Source organism: Acetobacter cibinongensis (assembly GCF_000963925.1).
GTDB classification, from domain to species: domain Bacteria; phylum Pseudomonadota; class Alphaproteobacteria; order Acetobacterales; family Acetobacteraceae; genus Acetobacter; species Acetobacter cibinongensis.
On the sequence record NZ_BAMV01000001.1, the window covers coordinates 159,503 to 177,492 of the forward strand.

At 52.7% G+C, this 17,990-nt stretch carries 16 protein-coding genes; 2 read left to right on the plus strand and 14 right to left on the minus strand.

The genetic code is table 11. The features are described 5' to 3' along the window. Nucleotides 1-31 precede the first annotated feature (31 nt). Genes urtD through urtA form a run of 4 tightly spaced genes read right to left on the minus strand, consistent with a single transcriptional unit; the run spans nucleotide 32 to nucleotide 4,839 of the window. Nucleotides 32-772, minus strand: coding sequence for an urea ABC transporter ATP-binding protein UrtD (urtD, locus tag Abci_RS00605; protein WP_048837197.1), 741 nt, complete (start codon nucleotides 770-772; stop codon nucleotides 32-34). Next, nucleotides 769-1,908 carry an urea ABC transporter permease subunit UrtC gene (gene urtC / locus Abci_RS00610; protein WP_048837198.1) on the minus strand — a complete coding sequence of 380 codons (1,140 nt, stop codon included), beginning with the start codon at nucleotides 1,906-1,908 and terminating at the stop codon, nucleotides 769-771. Before urtC ends, urtD begins: the two co-directional genes overlap by 4 nt. After that, nucleotides 1,905-3,506 (minus strand): urea ABC transporter permease subunit UrtB, encoded by a 1,602-nt coding sequence (gene urtB, locus Abci_RS00615; RefSeq protein WP_048837199.1) that lies wholly within the window; start codon nucleotides 3,504-3,506, stop codon nucleotides 1,905-1,907. Before urtB ends, urtC begins: the two co-directional genes overlap by 4 nt. Further along, nucleotides 3,499-4,839 (minus strand): urea ABC transporter substrate-binding protein, encoded by a 1,341-nt coding sequence (gene urtA / locus Abci_RS00620; RefSeq protein WP_048837235.1) that lies wholly within the window; start codon nucleotides 4,837-4,839, stop codon nucleotides 3,499-3,501. The genes urtB and urtA overlap by 8 nt, the downstream gene beginning before the upstream one ends. A gap of 140 nt (nucleotides 4,840-4,979) precedes the next feature. Here urtA and Abci_RS00625 point away from each other — a divergent pair, with 140 nt between their 5' ends. Together Abci_RS00625 and Abci_RS00630 are read left to right on the plus strand one after the other, a co-directional pair. Then, on the plus strand, nucleotides 4,980-8,306 hold the full coding sequence (locus tag Abci_RS00625) for a hybrid sensor histidine kinase/response regulator (RefSeq protein ID WP_048837200.1): 3,327 nt from the start codon (nucleotides 4,980-4,982) through the stop codon (nucleotides 8,304-8,306). Further along, nucleotides 8,303-9,190, plus strand: a complete 888-nt coding sequence (locus Abci_RS00630) for a response regulator (protein ID WP_048837201.1) — start codon at nucleotides 8,303-8,305, stop codon at nucleotides 9,188-9,190. The genes Abci_RS00625 and Abci_RS00630 overlap by 4 nt, the downstream gene beginning before the upstream one ends. A gap of 3 nt (nucleotides 9,191-9,193) precedes the next feature. On the opposite strand, the gene Abci_RS00635 is transcribed toward Abci_RS00630, so the two are convergent. From Abci_RS00635 to Abci_RS00680, 10 genes are all read right to left on the minus strand, one after another. Next, a complete protein-coding gene (locus Abci_RS00635) occupies nucleotides 9,194-9,637 on the minus strand; it encodes a hypothetical protein (RefSeq protein ID WP_048837202.1) in 444 nt (147 codons plus the stop codon). 64 nt (nucleotides 9,638-9,701) lie between these two features. After that, complete coding sequence (locus Abci_RS00640; RefSeq protein WP_244877536.1) at nucleotides 9,702-10,901, minus strand: porin; 1,200 nt, start codon at nucleotides 10,899-10,901, stop codon at nucleotides 9,702-9,704. A 144-nt stretch (nucleotides 10,902-11,045) separates the two neighbouring features. Beyond that, complete coding sequence (gene ureG / locus Abci_RS00645; RefSeq protein ID WP_048837203.1) at nucleotides 11,046-11,660, minus strand: urease accessory protein UreG; 615 nt, start codon at nucleotides 11,658-11,660, stop codon at nucleotides 11,046-11,048. After that, on the minus strand, nucleotides 11,657-12,322 hold the full coding sequence (locus Abci_RS00650; protein WP_181015803.1) for an urease accessory protein UreF: 666 nt from the start codon (nucleotides 12,320-12,322) through the stop codon (nucleotides 11,657-11,659). Before Abci_RS00650 ends, ureG begins: the two co-directional genes overlap by 4 nt. 13 nt (nucleotides 12,323-12,335) lie before the next feature. Next, nucleotides 12,336-12,896 (minus strand): urease accessory protein UreE, encoded by a 561-nt coding sequence (locus Abci_RS00655; protein ID WP_048837205.1) that lies wholly within the window; start codon nucleotides 12,894-12,896, stop codon nucleotides 12,336-12,338. Next, complete coding sequence (ureC, locus tag Abci_RS00660; protein WP_048837206.1) at nucleotides 12,896-14,602, minus strand: urease subunit alpha; 1,707 nt, start codon at nucleotides 14,600-14,602, stop codon at nucleotides 12,896-12,898. The genes Abci_RS00655 and ureC overlap by 1 nt, the downstream gene beginning before the upstream one ends. Next, the gene (locus Abci_RS00665) at nucleotides 14,599-14,943 is read right to left on the minus strand and encodes an urease subunit beta (protein WP_048837207.1); all 345 of its coding nucleotides are present in this window, start codon (nucleotides 14,941-14,943) and stop codon (nucleotides 14,599-14,601) included. Before Abci_RS00665 ends, ureC begins: the two co-directional genes overlap by 4 nt. Further along, entirely contained in the window at nucleotides 14,927-15,229 is a 303-nt protein-coding gene (locus tag Abci_RS00670; RefSeq protein ID WP_048837208.1) for an urease subunit gamma, read from the minus strand. The genes Abci_RS00665 and Abci_RS00670 overlap by 17 nt, the downstream gene beginning before the upstream one ends. Before the next feature lie 35 nt (nucleotides 15,230-15,264). Further along, a complete protein-coding gene (locus tag Abci_RS00675) occupies nucleotides 15,265-16,089 on the minus strand; it encodes an urease accessory protein UreD (protein ID WP_048837209.1) in 825 nt (274 codons plus the stop codon). A gap of 691 nt (nucleotides 16,090-16,780) precedes the next feature. After that, nucleotides 16,781-17,896 (minus strand): S-(hydroxymethyl)glutathione dehydrogenase/class III alcohol dehydrogenase, encoded by a 1,116-nt coding sequence (locus Abci_RS00680; protein WP_048837210.1) that lies wholly within the window; start codon nucleotides 17,894-17,896, stop codon nucleotides 16,781-16,783. Between the last annotated feature and the right edge of the window lie 94 nt (nucleotides 17,897-17,990).

A 17,990-nucleotide genomic window follows, 5' to 3' on the forward strand; every position in this document is an offset into this window, starting at 1 on the left:
ATGTCCCCTTTTTCTGCCAGCACAGGAAATTTTAACGCCCAAGGTAGACCTCAATAACGCGAGGGTCTGCACTCACATCATCTAATGTGCCTTCTGCCAATACAGAGCCTTCATGCAGCACAGTAACCGGCACGCCCAAAGCACGTACAAAATCCATATCGTGCTCGACCACCACAACGCTGCGGGTTTTGTTAATTTCCCGCAGTAGGTCAGCCGTTGCCATGGTTTCTGCATCAGTCATGCCTGCTACAGGCTCATCAACCAGCAACAGGTCTGGCTCTTGGCCCATAAGCATACCAATTTCGAGCCACTGCTTCTGCCCGTGGCTCATGTCTCCTGCCGTAGAGTTAGCAACATTCTCCAAACGGGTCAGACTTAAAAGCTCCGCCAAACGCGCACGTTCGCGGCTACTTTGGCGGGCAAATAATACTGCAAAAGGCGAACGAATACCTTTAAGCGAGAGCAACAGGTTTTCTGTGACCGTCAGGGCTTCAAACACGGTGGGTTTTTGAAATTTACGACCAATACCCAAACGCGCAATGGCAGGTTCGTCCAACCGGGTTAAGTCATGCCCTTTAAAAGTGGCTGTGCCGCTATCTGGCCGGGTTTTGCCGGTAATAATATCCATCATGGTGGTTTTACCGGCACCATTTGGGCCAACAATGGCCCGCATTTCTCCGGGTTTAAGTGCCAAACTCAGAGAGTTAATGGCGCGGAAACCATCAAAGGTTACACTTACATCGCGCACATCAAGCAACAGAGCTTCTGTCATGGGTGCTCCCCTTCTGGTGCGCTGACTTCGGGTGTAATGTCTTCAGGGTCATTTTTCCTGGTTGGGCGCCACAAGCCCATAATGCCGTTAGGCAGGAAAAGCGTTGTGCAGATAAACAACAAGCCAAGCCCGTACAGCCAGAATTCAGGCAGCCATGCAGTAAACAGCGTTTTGCCAAAATTGACCAATATGGCACCCAAAACGGCACCACTTAACGTGCCACGCCCCCCAACAGCCACCCAGATAACAGACTCAATAGAGTTAGCGGGTGCAAATTCTCCGGGGTTAATAATACCAACCTGGGTTACGTACAGTGCACCGCCAACAGCAGCCAGCATGGCAGAAAAAATCCATACCAACAGCTTAACCTGGTCTGGCCTGTAGCCTAAAAACCGTGTTCGGTTTTCAGAATCTCTTACAGCAACAAGTAAGTTGCCGAAGCGGCTCCCTACAATAAAGCGTGCAGCAAGCAAGGAAGCAGCCAGCGCAATACCCGTTGCAACCAGCAACGCCGCACGCGTAGCAGGTGCGTGCAGGTCTGCCCCAAGAATATCCTTAAAGTCTGTCAGGCCATTATTCCCACCAAAACCGAAGCCGTTTTGGAAAAAAGCCAGCATGAGGGCATAAGTAAGGGCTTGGGTAATAATGGAGAGATAAACCCCAGACACCCGGGAGCGGAACGCGAGCCACCCAAAAACCCCAGCCAATAAGGCTGGCACAACCAAAACCAACATCATCGCCCATGCAAAATGGTCCGTGCCACACCAATACCAAGGCAGGCTTTTCCATGACAGAAAGACCATAAAATCTGGCAGGTTGGCATCACCATAGGCACCACGGGCACCAATCTCACGCATGAGATACATGCCCATGGCGTAGCCGCCCAAGCCAAAGAAGGCAGCGTGGCCAAGAGTAAGAATGCCAGCAAACCCCCACACCAGATCAACTGAAAGGGCCAGCATGGCATAAGCCAGATACTTCCCGGCCAAAGACACAACAAAGGCAGAAGCGTGCAGCGGGCTGCTTTCAGGCAGTAAGCTGGCCACCGCCAGCACTATAGCGGCAAGGAGCACCAAACCCGCTGTCCAAATAACACTTTTAAAAGACCGTGCAGACTGGCAAGAAAAAGCATTCATGATTCAATACCCCGGCCACGCACAGGAAACATGCCACGCGGGTGCCGCTGTATGTAGGCAATAACCAGCACGAGAATGGCAATTTTAGCAGATACAGCGCCAATAGTTGGCTCCAGCACTTTGCCGCCCATTCCCAGTGCCATGGCCGCAGCCAATGTGCCCCACAGGTTGCCTACACCGCCAAACACAACCACCATAAAGCTGTCTATAATATAAGACTGACCCAAGTTCGGGCTTACGTTATCTATCTGGCTTACTGCCACACCCGCCAAGCCTGCCAAACCGGCACCCAGGCCAAATGCCAGAGCATCTACTTTAGGGGTACGGATACCCATAAGCGCCGCCATACGGCGGTTTTGCGTAACAGCGCGCATTTGCAGGCCCAAGGGCGTGCGGCGCAGCACAAGCATAAGGCCGCCCAGCACAAGCCCGGCAAATACCAGAATAGCTAAACGGTTCAGCGTTATGTCCAACCCGCCCAAGGCCAGAGAGCCAGACAACCAGGCTGGCGTTTGCACAGCAATGTTGGTCGGCCCAAAAAGAGAGCGAGTAACCTGCTGCAATACCAGAGAAAGGCCCCATGTGGCCAAAAGCGTTTCAAGCGGGCGACCATACAAAAAGCGGATCAAGCAGCGTTCTATCACCACCCCAAGACCGCCGCACACCACAAATGCTGCGGGGATGGCAATAAGAAGTGCGAAGGGTTCCAGCGCAGGCACGGTCATTTGAATACCCTGCTGCACAAGCCATGTGACATAGGCTCCAATCATCATCATTTCGCCATGCGCCATGTTGATAACGCCCATAACCCCGAAGGTAATGGCAAGCCCCGTTGCCGCCAGCAACAGCACAGAGCCGTAGCTGAGGCCGTAAAACGCATTTTGCAGCACGCTCCAGATACGCAGGTGCCAATCAATGCGTGAGACAGCACTTTGTGCCGCATGGCGTACTTCTGGTGCTTCACCCACATTGGCGGCAACGCCAGCCAGGAGGCCGCGCGCTTCAAGCCCACCCACGTCTGCCAGAAAACCAACCGCTTTAAGCCTTGCAGCCTGTGCGCCCTCCGCTGGAGGTTGCGCAAGAACTGTCGCGGCATGAGCCTGCATCAGTTTCTCACGCACAGCAGGTATTTTTTCACTGCTTAAAGCGCGGTCTAACGCGGGGAGGAAGGCTGCATCGTGACGGGCATAAAAAGTCTCGGCTGCTTTTATACGTTCTGCAGGCTGCTGAGCACTGAGTTCCCTGACGGCTTGCACGCCTGCCAAAGCCTTACGAATACGGTTATTAACCCTTACAGGCTTTAACCCCTCTTCAGGGCAGGTCGTGGCCTCACCCGTGCGGGCATTTTGGCACACCTCGCCTGCGCGAATAAACAACGCGCCATCTGCACCACTAAAAAGATGGTGCGTCTCAAGCGCCTGCAACGCCGCATCTGCCTGTGCGCTACCATTTGCGGCAAGGGCCGTAATGCTGGCAGACACATCGTCAAATTGCGGGCTTGCCAGACCAGAGAAGTCATCTGCTCTAGCAGATGCCCCTCCTAGCCCGCCGCCCATACACAGAGCGGCAAGCAGGCAAGCAAGGCCCAGCTTACGCATGCTTGTGGCTTAGGCAGGTTTTGGTAGCGCTATTGTAATTGCCGCACGCAATAGGCTGCCGCCAATCCCCTATCAGGTCTTTTGTCTGCGCCACCCAAGGCGACCATGCCTGCCCCGGCACCAGTGCAGGGGTTTTCCAGACGACTGAAAACTGCCCATCATCCTGAATTTCGCCAATAAACACAGGTTTCGTCAGATGGTGGTCCGGCAGCATTTCTGCCACGCCGCCAGTCAGGTTAGGCTGGCGAATACCAACCATGGCATCAATCACCTTGTCGTGGTCGGTTGTGCCTGCTTTAGTGACGGCCTGTACCCACATGTTAAAGCCAATATAGTGGGCTTCCATGGGGTCGTTAGTGGTGCGCTTGGGCTGTTTTGTGTAAGTATGCCACTGTTTGATGAACGCTGCATTTGCAGGCGTTTCAATGCTTTCAAAGTAGTTCCATGCGGCAAGCTGGCCAACCAATGGCTTGGTGTCCATGCCCGCCAGTTCTTCTTCACCCACGCTGAAAGCCATAACCGGCAGGTCGGTTGCAGAAATACCCTGATTGCCCAACTCTTTGTAAAATGGCACGTTGGCATCGCCGTTGATGGTAGACACAACAGCCGTTTTTTTACCCGCAGCACCAAAGGCTTTAATTTGGGAAACAATAGTCTGCCAGTCAGACTGCCCAAACGGCGTATAGTTGACCATGATATCTTCATCAGCAATGCCCTTTGACTTCAGGTAGCTGACAAGAATTTGGTTGGTTGTGCGGGGGTAAATATAGTCTGTGCCCACCAAGGCAAAGCGTTTGGCCCCACCCCCATCTTCGCTCAGCAGGTAATCCACTGCGGGAATAGCCTGCTGGTTGGGTGCCGCACCGGTATAGAAAATATTGCGGCTGCACTCCTGCCCCTCATACTGCACGGGGTAGAACAGAATGCCATTCAGTTCCTCAAACACCGGCAAGACAGATTTACGAGACACGCTCGTCCAGCAGCCAAACACGGCAGAAGCTTTATCAACAGACAAAAGCTGGCGTGCTTTTTCTGCAAATAACGGCCAGTTGGATGCCGGGTCTACCACAACAGGCTCAAGCGGGCGGCCTAACAGTCCGCCTTTACGGTTCTGTTCGGCAATCAGCATCAACATGACATCTTTTAGCGTTGTTTCGCTAATAGCCATGGTGCCAGAGAGCGAATGCAGAATACCAACCTTAATAGGGTCTCCTTTAGGCGTGGCAGCGCGCGCATAACCAGACCCCAGAGCACCACCGAATGCGGCGGCAGACGAAGCAAGAGCCAAACGGCCAAAAGCACGACGGGAAAGATTTGGCATGGTGCGGGGCATGATCAACGGTCCTTTTGCTGCTATGACCATTCTCCTCTGCGGCACGCTATCTTCCCATACGCATTCCTGCGTATCGGCTTATCTGGACTGCCGTAACAAGATTAGTTTTTGCCCACCCGCTACCATGGAAGCCAGTTGCTGTGCCGCATTCCATACGCCGCCTGCGTATTGTACGCCCCCGCCGGGCTTATAGCCGCTGGGCCGCCAACCAAACGTTTGAAGATTACGCCCTGCGCTTTACCGCACAGCGTGCACGCACTGCCACACCAATGCGGGCGGCCCTTACTGCGCTTGGCTCCATTTCCTTTCTGGCACTGGAAGCTATGGGCGGCACACTTACGCTCGCCTTTGGCTTTGCCAATACCGCCGCCGCCATTGCGTTTGTTACCCTTGTTATTTTTTGCGTAAGCCTGCCCCTGTGCCTGTCTGCCGCCCGTTCAGGGCTTGATATAGACCTGCTTACCCGTGGTTGTGGCTTCGGCTATATTGGCTCCACCATTACATCACTACTTTATGCCAGTTTCACTTTTATTTTCTTTGGGCTGGAGGCCGCCATCTTGGCCGGCACGTTACGCAGCCTGCTGGGTGTACCGCTGTGGTTGGCATACCTGGTGTGTGCCGTAGTGGTCATACCGCTGGTTATGTGGGGCATTACGTTTATTGCCCGCTTTCAAATAGCCACACTTCCCATCTGGTTTGCGCTCAACGTCATCCCTCTTGCTGTACTGGCCAGCACGCAATACCCACATTTTGCCGCATGGACACAGTTTGGCGGCTTGTTAAGCCAAGCAGGCCCTCTAAACCCGATCGCTATTGGGTCTGCTGCCTCTCTCATTATTGTGCTTATTTGCCAAAGTGCTGAACAAATAGATTTTTTGCGCTTTCTTCCAAGCCCTACCCCACAAAATCGCAAACAATGGTGGGTGGCCCTTGTTCTAGGTGGCCCCGGCTGGGTGATATTTGATGCCTTTAAGCTCTTTGCGGGCTCGTTTTTAGCATGGTTGCTCCTCAAAGTCGGTTTTTCAGCCATACAGGCCGTGCAGCCGGGACTTATGTATTATTACGCGTGGCGTAGTTTTACGTCCGCACCACTTGCCGTCATACTGACCGTGGCACTCGTGGCGTTGGCACAAATAAAGGTCAATATTACCAATGCCTATGCAGGCTCGCTTGCATGGTCAAACTTCTTTTCACGTTTGACCCATACTCACCCCGGCCGCGTATTTTATGTGATTTTCAACATCACCATTTCCTTTTTATTAATGGAAGCTGGGCTGGTTAGCACCATTGAAACCGGCATAACCATTTATGGAGTTTTGGCCTGTGCATGGATAGGTGCCATTTTAGGCGATATTGTTTTGTGCAAACCCCTTGGCCTTAGCCCGCCCTTTGTTGAGTTCAAGCGTGCTTTTCTACCAGATTTTAATTGTGTAGGGCTTGGGGCCTGGGCCGTATCTGCCTGCTTGGGCATAATAGCGTTCTGTGGGTTTTTAGGCGCCTTGGCCAGCGCCTACGCTCCCTTTTTAACGCTCTTTACCGCCTGCTTAAGCGCCCCGGCGCTGGCATGGCTTACGGGCGGGCGTACCTATCTGGCCCGCACCCAACCTTCTGGCTGGGCCACAAAACCAGCCATGCAATGCGTTATTTGCGAACATCATTTTGAAGCGCAGGATATGGCATCCTGCCCGGCTTATGGCGGCACCATCTGCTCCCTCTGCTGCTCGCTTGATGCCCGCTGCCATGACCGCTGCAAGCCGGTCTCCATGCGTATGAAAACCCAACTTCTGACCCCGCTACGCATTGTTCCTGCACGCTTGCGCCGTTGGCTTCTGGCCCCCGCCGGGCGCTTTGTCGGTATGCTCGCAGGCTCGGCACTCATGTTAGGCGGGTTGGCATGGCAGGCTGGTGGCCCGTGGCATCATGTGCTGCTGCTAGCCTTTTTAGCCAGTGCTATAGGGGCATGGCTTTTGGTCATGACCCAGGAAGGCCGCCGTACCGCCACGCGCGAGACCCTGCATCAGACACGGCTGCTCATGAATGAAATACGGGCACGCCGCCGCACAGACGAGGCCTTGAAGCTTGCGCGAGAAAAAGCAGAATCAGCAAGCCTTGCCAAAACTCGTTACATCAGCGGCATCAGCCACGAGATCCGCTCTCCGCTTAACGCCATTATGGGCTATATTCAGCTTTTGCAGCATGATAAACGCATACCTACGGAGCGCCAGAAAACCCTTGGTATTATGCGAGAAAGTGGGGAGCATATTACCAGTATTCTCTCTGGCCTGCTTGATATCTCACGCATTGAAGCCGGACGTATTGAACTGCATAATGACACCATTGCGCTGCCTGCATTTTTAGAATCTGTCGCACAGATGATGCGCCTGCAAGCTCAGGCAAAAGGCCTGAAACTCAATTGGGAGCCCGGCTTTCTGCCCGCTGTCGTAACGTGTGATGAACACCGCTTGCGGCAAATTCTGCTTAATCTGCTTTCAAACGCTATCAAGTTCACGCACCGTGGCAGTGTGACGTTTTCTGCCAAATGGTATGGCCAAATTGCAGAATTCGTTATTACCGACACCGGCCCCGGCATTGCCGAAGCAGATTATACCCGCATTTTTGAACCCTTTGAACGGGGCAGTACCACAGCAGACATGCCGGGCACAGGTTTAGGGCTGACCATAACCAAACTGCTGACGGAAATTTTGGGCGGTGAACTTACGTTTACAAGCACGCTAGGTGTTGGCTCGCGCTTTAGGGTCCGGCTTATGCTCCCTGACCGCGATGTTGAACTGCCCCCCCAACTATCCGCCTTCCCTGTTGGATATGATGGCCCACGCCGCACCGTGATGGTGGTGGATGACAACCCAGACCACCGTCTGATTATGCGTGAAATTTTAGAACATTGCGGTTTTGATTTTGAAGAAGCTGAAAGTGGTGTGGAATGCCTCGACCGCCTCCCCATAGTGCAGCCTGACCTCTTGTTGTTAGATCTTTCCATGCCGGGGATGGATGGCCGAGACCTTGCGCTACGCCTTCGTCAAACTGAATATGCCGCAACGCCCCTTATTTTTCTGACAGGCAATTTGGTAGAAAGTACCAACCGGCATGTCTCTTCGCTGGATGACTGCCCAGTTTTGGGAAAACCCGTAAATCTGTCCGCCCTCATCACCGAAATAGGACAAATGCTCTCCCTGACATGGCATCTGCCACAACCAGAGTTAACAAGAGCAGACCTTGTAGCAGCCAAAGACATACCCACAGACACACACCAGCCTTTGTCAGACACCCAAAGGACTGCGTTGCTTGCGCTCCTAAACAGTGGCAACCTCAAGCGCCTACGAGAACAGTTAACAACATTGCAGGCCGAGCAACCGGCGCTTCAAACGGCCCTTGCTCCTTTGTTCGATCTGGTATCCTCTTACCAGCTTGAAGCCTTACGCCATCATCTGGAACAGCCTGCACCATGACCGGACCCGCCGTTAACCGCAAAACCATTCTTGTGATAGATGATGACTCCGCCGTGCTGGGCCTGATGGACGAGAAACTGGCTGAAGGCGGCTATAGCGTGCTGCTTGCACAATCTGGCAACGCTGCGCTTGAAGTGATTAGCCACACCGCGCCAGATCTTATTCTGGTTGATGCCCTTATGCCCGGCATGACCGGGTGGGATGTGTGCGAGGCCCTGCGCTCCGATAGCCGCGTAGCCGGTGTGCCCATTATTTTCATGACCGGCTTGACCGAGACGGAACACGTAATCCGTGCGTTTGAAGCCGGTGCCGCAGATTACGTAACCAAGCCTCTGCGGTTAGATGAAGTGATGGCCCGTATTGGCGTACGCCTCGAGGCCGCAAGCCGCATACGCTCTGCCCATGGCGCACTTGACCGCGCAGGCCGCTATTTGTTTGCCACAACCCGCATGGGTGAAGTTCTCTGGGCAACCCCTCAGGCCAGCCTGATCCTGGAAGCCATGCCCCAAAGCCAGGCGGCACTTCAAAAACTGCCCACCCCGCTCCCTCAGCCAGGTACCGTGGTCATGCAACAGGAAAGTGGAGACGTATGCGTGTCTCTCACACTTGTGGGCGCCACCGGACCAGATGAGTTGCTATTGCGCGTTGCCAAGCAGGCTATTTTTCCAGAAAACATATTACGCACCAAGCTCAACCTCAGCGCCCGGGAAGCAGAAGTCTTGCTCTGGATTTCACGCGGCAAAACCAGCCGCGATATTGCTGATATCCTAGAGGTCAGCCACCGCACGGTCGATAAACATATAGAGCAAATTTATAACAAAACCGGCCTAAGCTCGCGAGCGGCCGCCGCAGCCACCGCGTCACGCCTTTTGCAAGACACTTAATTTTTACGGCGTTGCACGCGGTGCTTCATCCGACAAACGATCACGATCTCTGACAAAGCCGCCTTCTTTCAAGCATACCTTGTCTTGCTCGTAATGGCGCACCACAGCCAACTCTTGCCTGACATGGTCAAGATTATGTTCCGTGCTGTCTTGTTTAATGGGTCGGCCAGCGGGTGAGAGGGTTACCCCTTTCATAATGCCAAAGCCCGGTATAGGGTCTAGCCTTACAAAAAACTGGCTTTCTGCCGGAGCTGTATCTTGCGCAATATGTTTTTGTTCCTGCTTGCTCAAGGTCTCCAATTCGTCAGACAGTAATACATCTTCTGCAAACAAATGGCGGCAATCCAGTTTGTCAAATGCCGGTTCTGCTGCATGTACGGCCTTATTCCCAAACATGCAGGAAAGTACCAGAAGTGTAGAAACAGTTATTTTTTTTAAACCAATCATTGCGACCCCCTGCGTGATTCTCGCTCCAACCCGCCTGATAAATGGGCATAACAAACCAACCATTTTAGTACTGAAACTGCATACCAAGCAGGAAAGCCCCTTGCGCCCGCGCACTGGCTGCTTTGTAGCGCACATAATCAAACGTAAACCGCAAGTTATGAGCATCCATCACGTAGTTTGCGCCCGCATCAAACTGTGTGGTTTTAGGATGGCCCGGACCATATAAATTCTCTTTAAACCGGAACTCCTGATAGCGCACCAACGGCTGCACACGCCCCCACCCAAGTTTGTAAGGAATAAGGTAGGCGGTGCTGGCCAAAAAGGCGGTGCCTGCATTAATGCCACCCACGTTGCCATAAGAGGGCGTACGCTGCTTATACCCTGCCTGAATATCTTTTACGCCATCAGTATAATACTGGTAATAGGCACCTTCTAAGGTATAAACACCATATTTGGCATTTTTTCCTATTCTTTTTTCAAACAGGCCATCAACGTTCCAGGCCTTATAGGTCCCTTTTACTTCGGCACTTCCTACGCCATCAGTTTGGTACTGGCCTGCAAGACCAATGGCCAGAATATCGGCCTTGCCGTAATAAGTGCTGGCTGTGTAATAAGCAGGTGATGGCTCAGGGTCGAGAAAATTATATTCCATACGGCCCGCAAAAAGCGGATGTTCACCATAGTTAGAACCGCCCTGTACCCAGTTATGACCACGGTAAATACCAGTAACATACCTAAAATGGTCTTTGGCCAGCTTGCCCCAAATTGCAATGCCGTCATCTCGGCCGGACCAGGCACCCGGATACTGCGCAACCATAGGAAACGCATAAGTGCTTAGAAAATACGGGCCATCAAGGTTGGAACGGTCACTGGGGGTAAGCATCCGCCCACCCCAAATATTAAAGGCTTTCCACGGCTCTACCTGCAAAATGCCATCAAGCACGTTCCAGTTACCATCACGCAGACGTTCAAGGTTGAGGGTCGTTTTGACATATTTATGGAATTGCGCGCCCATATAAATACGCAGGTCATCTGCGCTGGCTGAGTGCTTATTACCCGGCACAGTTGAATCATGGCTTAAATACTGCGCACGGACCCCAACCCCAAGGGTAAAAAACTGATCTTTTCCCAAATTAACCGTTACTACCGCGTGCGCTTGTGAAGAGAGCATGCCCCCCAGCACCACACCAACTGATACAATGCTGCCGTAGTGCAACAGTTCTTTTTTCCGGCCTCTCATAAACCGGGACACAAGCGCAATCATGGCTACCCCCTTGTGGCTGCGGTCACCCGCTGGCGACAAGGGAAATATTACGAAAACGAATTGGAAAGATGGGATGCGTAGAATTACTTACTATTGGGTTTATTGGTCATTTTTTGCCTCAAGCGCCCCAATAAGACACAGTTTTTAAAGGCCTCCCTGCTCAATAATAAACGCGGCAATGCCCTCTACCCCCTCACCTGCGCGAATATTGGCAAAAATGAACGGTCTTTGCCCACGCATACGCTTACTATCGCGCTCCATCACGCCAAGGTCTGCCCCTACATGCGGAGCAAGATCTATCTTGTTAATCACCAGCAAGTCGCTTCTGGTAATACCGGGGCCACCCTTACGTGGAATTTTATCTCCGGCTGAAACGTCAATAACGTAAATGGTCAGATCTGCCAGTTCTGGGCTAAACGTTGCGGCCAGATTATCCCCACCACTTTCAACCAATACCAAATCAAGCCCTTCAAACCGCTCTGTCAGTTCCGCAATACCGGCAAGGTTAATACTGGCATCTTCCCGAATGGCTGTATGCGGGCAACCCCCAGTTTCAATGCCCATAATGCGCTCTGGCGGCAAAGAGCCTGCACGGGTTAAAAACTCTGCGTCTTCGCGCGTGTAAATATCGTTGGTTATGGCTGCAATATTATAGTGCTCTCTAAAACGGCGGCACAATGCATCCATCAAAGCTGTTTTGCCGGTACCCACGGGGCCACCAATACCAACCCGTAGCGGACCATGTTTTGCTTTTATCATGTTCTAAATAACCTTGTTTCTTGAGTTTCGTGGTGCATGGCGGCGAGGTCAGACATAAAACAAGCGCTGCCTATATCATCTAAGGTCTGTTTTTGTGCTTTTTCAGCCGCAGCAATCAAAGCAAGTTCTAGGCCTTCCAAGGCCCGCAGTCCGTCCGTCTGGCCAAGTGGCACAAGCCTTACCGCTGCAGAAACCAGTGCAGCAATGGCAGCATATCCTCCGGCTAACAGAGCTTGGCTCTGCGCCACGCCTCCTTTGTAAAACACCATGCCTTGCGCCACAGGGAGCGGCCAGCGCGTGCCATCAAACTCGTCTTTAGAGGGCATGGCCTGCCACACATGGGCTGCCTTTAAAAAAGCCTCGCCTTGATAAACAGTTTCCTCGTACCGCTCGCGTGATGAGGCACAGGCGCAGGTAAACTCGGCAATTTCAGCTAACCGCGTTGTGTCATCGCCTGCCAGCCATGCCGCGTTGAGCAGAATAAGGTCATTCCCCAAGCTGCCATGCTGGAGCAGTGTCTCAACCCACGCCGTAAGCGAGGCCACATTATGCACATAGCCCTGCTCCACCGCCCACTCCAAGCCGTGGCTGTAAGCATACCCCCCGGTCGGAAAAGCGGGCGACACCCAGGACAGCAGCCGTAAAAATGCCACCCCTTGCACGCCCGACCCATCCTTAGCCATGGGAGTGGCTATGCCCACCATGGTGATGGTGTCCTTCAGGCCCGTGTTCGTGCCCATGCGTATGGTCATGGTCATGGTCATGGTCATGGTCATGGTCATGGTGGGTATGCCCATGTTCACGCGCTGCATAGGCCCCACTTTCCGGGTCAAATGCAGCCTGTACCCGGTGTACGTGGCCGCCAAGGCCTTTCACCATATATGCAATGACGTGGTCATACCGTATTAAAATACGGTCCGGCTCAATGGCCGCAGGCAAGTGCCGATTACCCAAGTGCCATGCAAGCTGCACCAAATGCAGCGGGTTTTGTGCCCGCACTTCCATTAACTCTTCTGGTAAGGCCTCTACTTTTATAATGCGTCCATCTTCAAGGTACAGCCCCTCTCCTGCTTGCAACAGGCGGGCATGTTCAAGCTCAAGCAGCACTTTTTCACCAGACTGCAACGGCAACACCATGCGCCGCCGGTGCCGTCCTTCATAATCCGCGCAAAACACGTCAGTCGCTTGCTCAGAAGACCAACTGCCTACAGGCAGAATTTTTGCAACACGTTTCATCAGAACAAAAAATACCTTTGTGCCATGGGGAGAATATCGGCTGGTTCGCAAGTGAGCAGCACGCCATCGGCACGCACTTCATAGGTTTCTGCATCAACCTCAATATGCGGCATGGCATTGTTATGGATCATGCTCCGTTTACCAATCCCGCCCCGGGTGTTTGAAACAGCAGAAAGCCGTTTGCGCAGCCCCAATTTGTGGCCAATATCGTCTTCCAACGCTGCGTTAGACACAAAAGTCAGGCTGGTGTGCGTAAGTGCTCCACCATATCCGCCAAACATCATGCGCCCATGCACTGGCTGCGGGGTGGGAATAGACGCATTAGGGTCGCCCATCATGGCGTAAACAATGGCTCCGCCCTTTACCACCATATCGGGTTTTACCCCAAAAAAAGCTGGGCTCCATAAGACAAGGTCAGCGAGTTTTCCAACCTCGACAGACCCCACCTCGTGCGACAACCCGTGAGCTATGGCTGGGTTAATCGTATATTTGGCAATGTAGCGTTTAACGCGATTATTATCTGCCCGACCATCTCCGGGTAGAGCACCACGCTGGCATTTCATTTTATGCGCGGTTTGCCACGTCCGCAGTGGCACCTCACCCACACGACCCATCGCCTGACTGTCGGACGACATCATGGAAAGCACCCCCATGTCATGAAAAATGTCTTCCGCTGCTATGGTCTCCCGACGAATACGGCTTTCAGCAAATGCAATATCCTCTGGCACCTGAGGGTCAAGGTGGTGGCAAACCATGAGCATATCCAAATGCTCATCCAGCGTATTGCGGGTGTAGGGGCGTGTCGGGTTGGTAGAAGATGGTAACACATTAGGCAGCCCCGCTACCCGAATAATATCTGGGGCATGCCCACCACCAGCCCCTTCGGTATGAAACGCATGAATAGTGCGGCCCTGAAACGCGGCAATCGTATCTTCTACAAAACCGCTTTCGTTCAACGTGTCCGTATGGATCATTACCTGCACGTCCATACGGTCTGCCACACTCAGGCAGCAATCAATGGCGGCGGGAGTAGAGCCCCAGTCTTCATGCAGTTTCAGGCAACATGCGCCTGCACGCACCATTTCTTCCAAACCGTCCGGGCGCGACGCATTGCCTTTACCAGCAAACGCCAAATTAACCGGAAAAGCTTCTGCTGCCTGCAACATGCGAGCCATATGCCATGGCCCCGGTGTGCAGGTTGTTGCCGCGGTACCCGTAGCAGGCCCTGTGCCGCCACCCAGCATAGTGGTCACACCTGAAGAAAGGGCTTCTTCTATTTGTTGGGGGCAAATGTAGTGAATATGGCTGTCTATACCGCCAGCGGTCAGAATTTTGCCTTCGCCTGCAATAATTTCCGTACCCGGCCCAATTATAATATCCACACCGGGCTGAATGTCAGGGTTGCCAGCCTTGCCAATACCCGCAATGCGCCCATCACGCAGGGCAACGTCTGCTTTAATAATACCCCAATGGTCTATAATAAGTGCATTGGTAATAACAGTATCTGCAGCGCCCTCGGCCCGCGTAACCTGAGACTGTGCCATACCGTCTCGTATGGTTTTACCCCCGCCAAACCGCGCCTCTTCACCGTAAATGGTCAGGTCTCTTTCAACCTCTACCAGCAAGGCGGTATCTGCCAGCCGCACACGGTCACCTGTGGTGGGGCCAAATTGTGCTGCGTAATCATGCCGGGTCAGGCGTGTCATACATCCAGGCTCCCCATTACGTCACCTCTAAAACCAATAACCACGCGCTGGCCACGCAGTGGTATTAACGTAACCTCACGCTCCTGCCCCGGCTCGAAGCGTACAGCCCCGCCCGATGGCACGTCCAGCCGCCAACCGCGTGCGCTTTCACGCTCAAAGTGCAAAGCCGGGTTTACTTCGTAAAAATGGTAGTGGCTGCCAACCTGTACCGGGCGGTCACCCGTGTTGATGACCATCACAACCTTACGGGGTTGGCCTGCATTGAGGGCGATATCCCCCTCACCAACCAGTATTTCACCGGGTATAGCATCTTGGGGCCAAGGGTCAGCGTATTGGGTCATGAACAGTCACCAGCTTTGTGCCATCGGGGAAAGTTGCTTCTACCTGCACATCATGAATCATTTCGGCAACACCGTGCATCACCTGCTCACGTGTTAAAACATGCCCCCCACTTGCCATAAGAACGGCCACATCTACGCCGTCGCGCGCACCTTCAATCACATGGTCTGTAATCAGGGCTATGGCCTCGGGGTAGTTCAATTTTACCCCTCGCTCCAGCCTGCGCCGGGCTACCATGGCTGCCATGGAAATAAGCAGCTTGTCTTTTTCCCTTGGGGTTAAATACATCTTCTGGCTAATCCCTTGCCTCAGTTAAGCTCTATTTACGAACGCCATGTAGAGGGCATAGGCCGGTTTTGACGCAGCAATGCCAAAATGCCCCGTAGCGCTTTTTCCAAAAGCCACCCGCTCCCGGCCAGTCCCCTTACCACCAGCATGCCATTCCAGGCTGAAGCGGCAAAACCGGCAGACTCTGGCGCCTGCAAATGCACTCTAAGTTTTTCTAACAAGCCCATGGCGTTTGGGCTCACCAAGACAACGGTTGCCACACTGCCCTGCCCACCACTTACGGCTGCCTGCGCCAACAGTTTAGCGACAGTCTGGCTTTCCAGACGCAAAGCTTCTTCAAGCACTAATTTGCCATCACGCTTGATAGAAAGACGGTCCGTTATATTGAGAGCAGATAGGACCTCACCCGACCCTTTACGACCAAATATACGGCTTTCCAGAAACAGAAATTCAGCAGATCCAGCCATGTTTACCTGCATGTGCCGGTTAAAACTGCTGCCATCAAAAAAAATGGTGCCATGCGGCAGCCATTCCAAGCGGGATCTTGGCTCAAGCTGACAGGTAAGAGTCATGGTCGCCGGGTCATCGTGTGGGCGGGCGCGGTACACTCTTTCTGCCGCTTGCGAGGTCAGAAGCAAGTCTGAGCCTTCGCCACATATCAGCCAGCCCTCAATTCTGTCACCCGCGGCAATACCACCAGAGATATTGACCGTAGCAGCTTCTAACCCAGTTCCAGCAATACGCGGAAAAAGCAGACGGCAGCATCCTCCCTGTTCGAGATCGGCCATACGGGTCAACTCCCCCCGCCGCCGGACCTCCAACCCAAACCGCCCTCGCGCACGTTGAAGCGAAGCTACCACACACCTAACCTTACATTCCGAACATTGATCCACACTAACACCCAACCACAGGCGGGTCATTGCGTAATATTACATAGGATAGCAGGTCTCTGTCCCGACTGTGTTTGTAACCTCGCCTAACCCAAAGCCGGTTGTCGACGTACGCTTTTAGTATCGAGTATAGTTTTACCCACGGGATATTCGGATAAGGGCCCAAGGCGTCGTCTGTGGCGCGCCTTACATCCGCCGCAAAATCACTAACTGCTCTGTTTTCTGCTCTATAGTGTCACCTTTTCTGGATGTAGGTGCTACTATGAAATACTACTAACTCTATGCGACGCATTGCTAGATAGTAGTAGCCCTCGAACCTGCACTCTAATCCACAATCCCACCAGCAACAGGAGTATGTCCGCTGGTTGCTGCCAGGAAAGCGTAGAGGACTGTCAGTTACCACACTCTGTTTTAAGAGATTTTATCCGGTAGTGTGCACCATCCAGAATAAATGCAGATTAGGTTATGGTTCCCACAGACGCCCTGCCATTTAACAGGGCATCTTGCTGGGCCGTGCATCGTTTATATAGAATAGCGGCATCGAAATTCAAATATAAGCAAGAATTAATTTCTATCTCAAAGAATTACTCACAGTCAGAAATTTCCTTCATTAAAACTATATTTATACCGAAACTGGCATATTGGTCTTGCGACTACTATATCAATATTCGACCACAGTACGAATGCTTTCCCCTCGTGCCATCAGCTCGAATCCTTCGTTGATCTGTTCAAGCGGCATTTTATGGGTAATAAGATCATCAATATTAATCTTGTTTTCCATGTACCAATCTACAATTTTTGGCACATCGGTCCTGCCGCGTGCGCCACCAAAAGCAGAGCCGATCCAGCGGCGACCTGTCACAAGCTGAAACGGACGAGTGCTGATTTCCTGCCCAGCACTGGCAACACCAATAATGGTAGATACCCCCCATCCACGATGAGCACTTTCCAGCGCCTGACGCATAAGGCTTGGGTTACCCACGCATTCAAAGGTGTAGTCTGCACCGCCCTCGGTCAGTTCAATCAAATGGCCGACAATATCACCATTCGGACCAAGGTCTTTTGGATTTACAAAATCGGTCATACCAAATTTGCGGGCGATTGCTTCACGGTCCGGGTTGATATCAATCCCGATAATCCGATCGGCCCCTACCATTTTGGCACCCTGAATCACATTCAGTCCAATACCTCCCAGCCCGAATACGGCCACGGTTGAACCCGGTTCAACTTTTGCAGTGAACAGCACGGCACCAATACCGGTGGTAACACCGCAACCAATGTAACAGATCTTATCAAACGGGGCATCTGAACGAATTTTAGCCAATGCAATTTCAGGCAGAACCGTATAGTTCGCAAAGGTTGAGCAACCCATATAGTGATGAATAGGTTGTCCTTTGAACGAAAAGCGCGATGTGCCGTCTGGCATAAGCCCTTTTCCCTGTGTAGCTCGAATAGACGTGCACAGGTTGGTCTTGCGTGAAAGGCAGGATTTACATTCCCGACATTCAGGCGTGTAGAGCGGAATAACATGATCACCGGGTTTCAGATGGCTCACACCTGGACCAACTTCACGCACAATACCAGCGCCTTCATGCCCCAGAATGGCCGGAAACAAGCCTTCCGGGTCTGCGCCAGAAAGGGTGTATTTGTCCGTATGGCATAGACCTGTCGCCTTGATTTCAACCAGAACTTCACCAGCCTTCGGCCCTTCAAGCTGAACCGTCTCAATCTCCAATGGCTTGCCTGCTTCAAACGCAACCGCAGCTCTTACTTCCATGATACTGTTCCCTTTATACAGGATTATCTGAACTCTTCTGTCAGCTGAGGCACAACCTCAAAGAGGTCTCCCTCAATGCCGTAATCTGCAATCT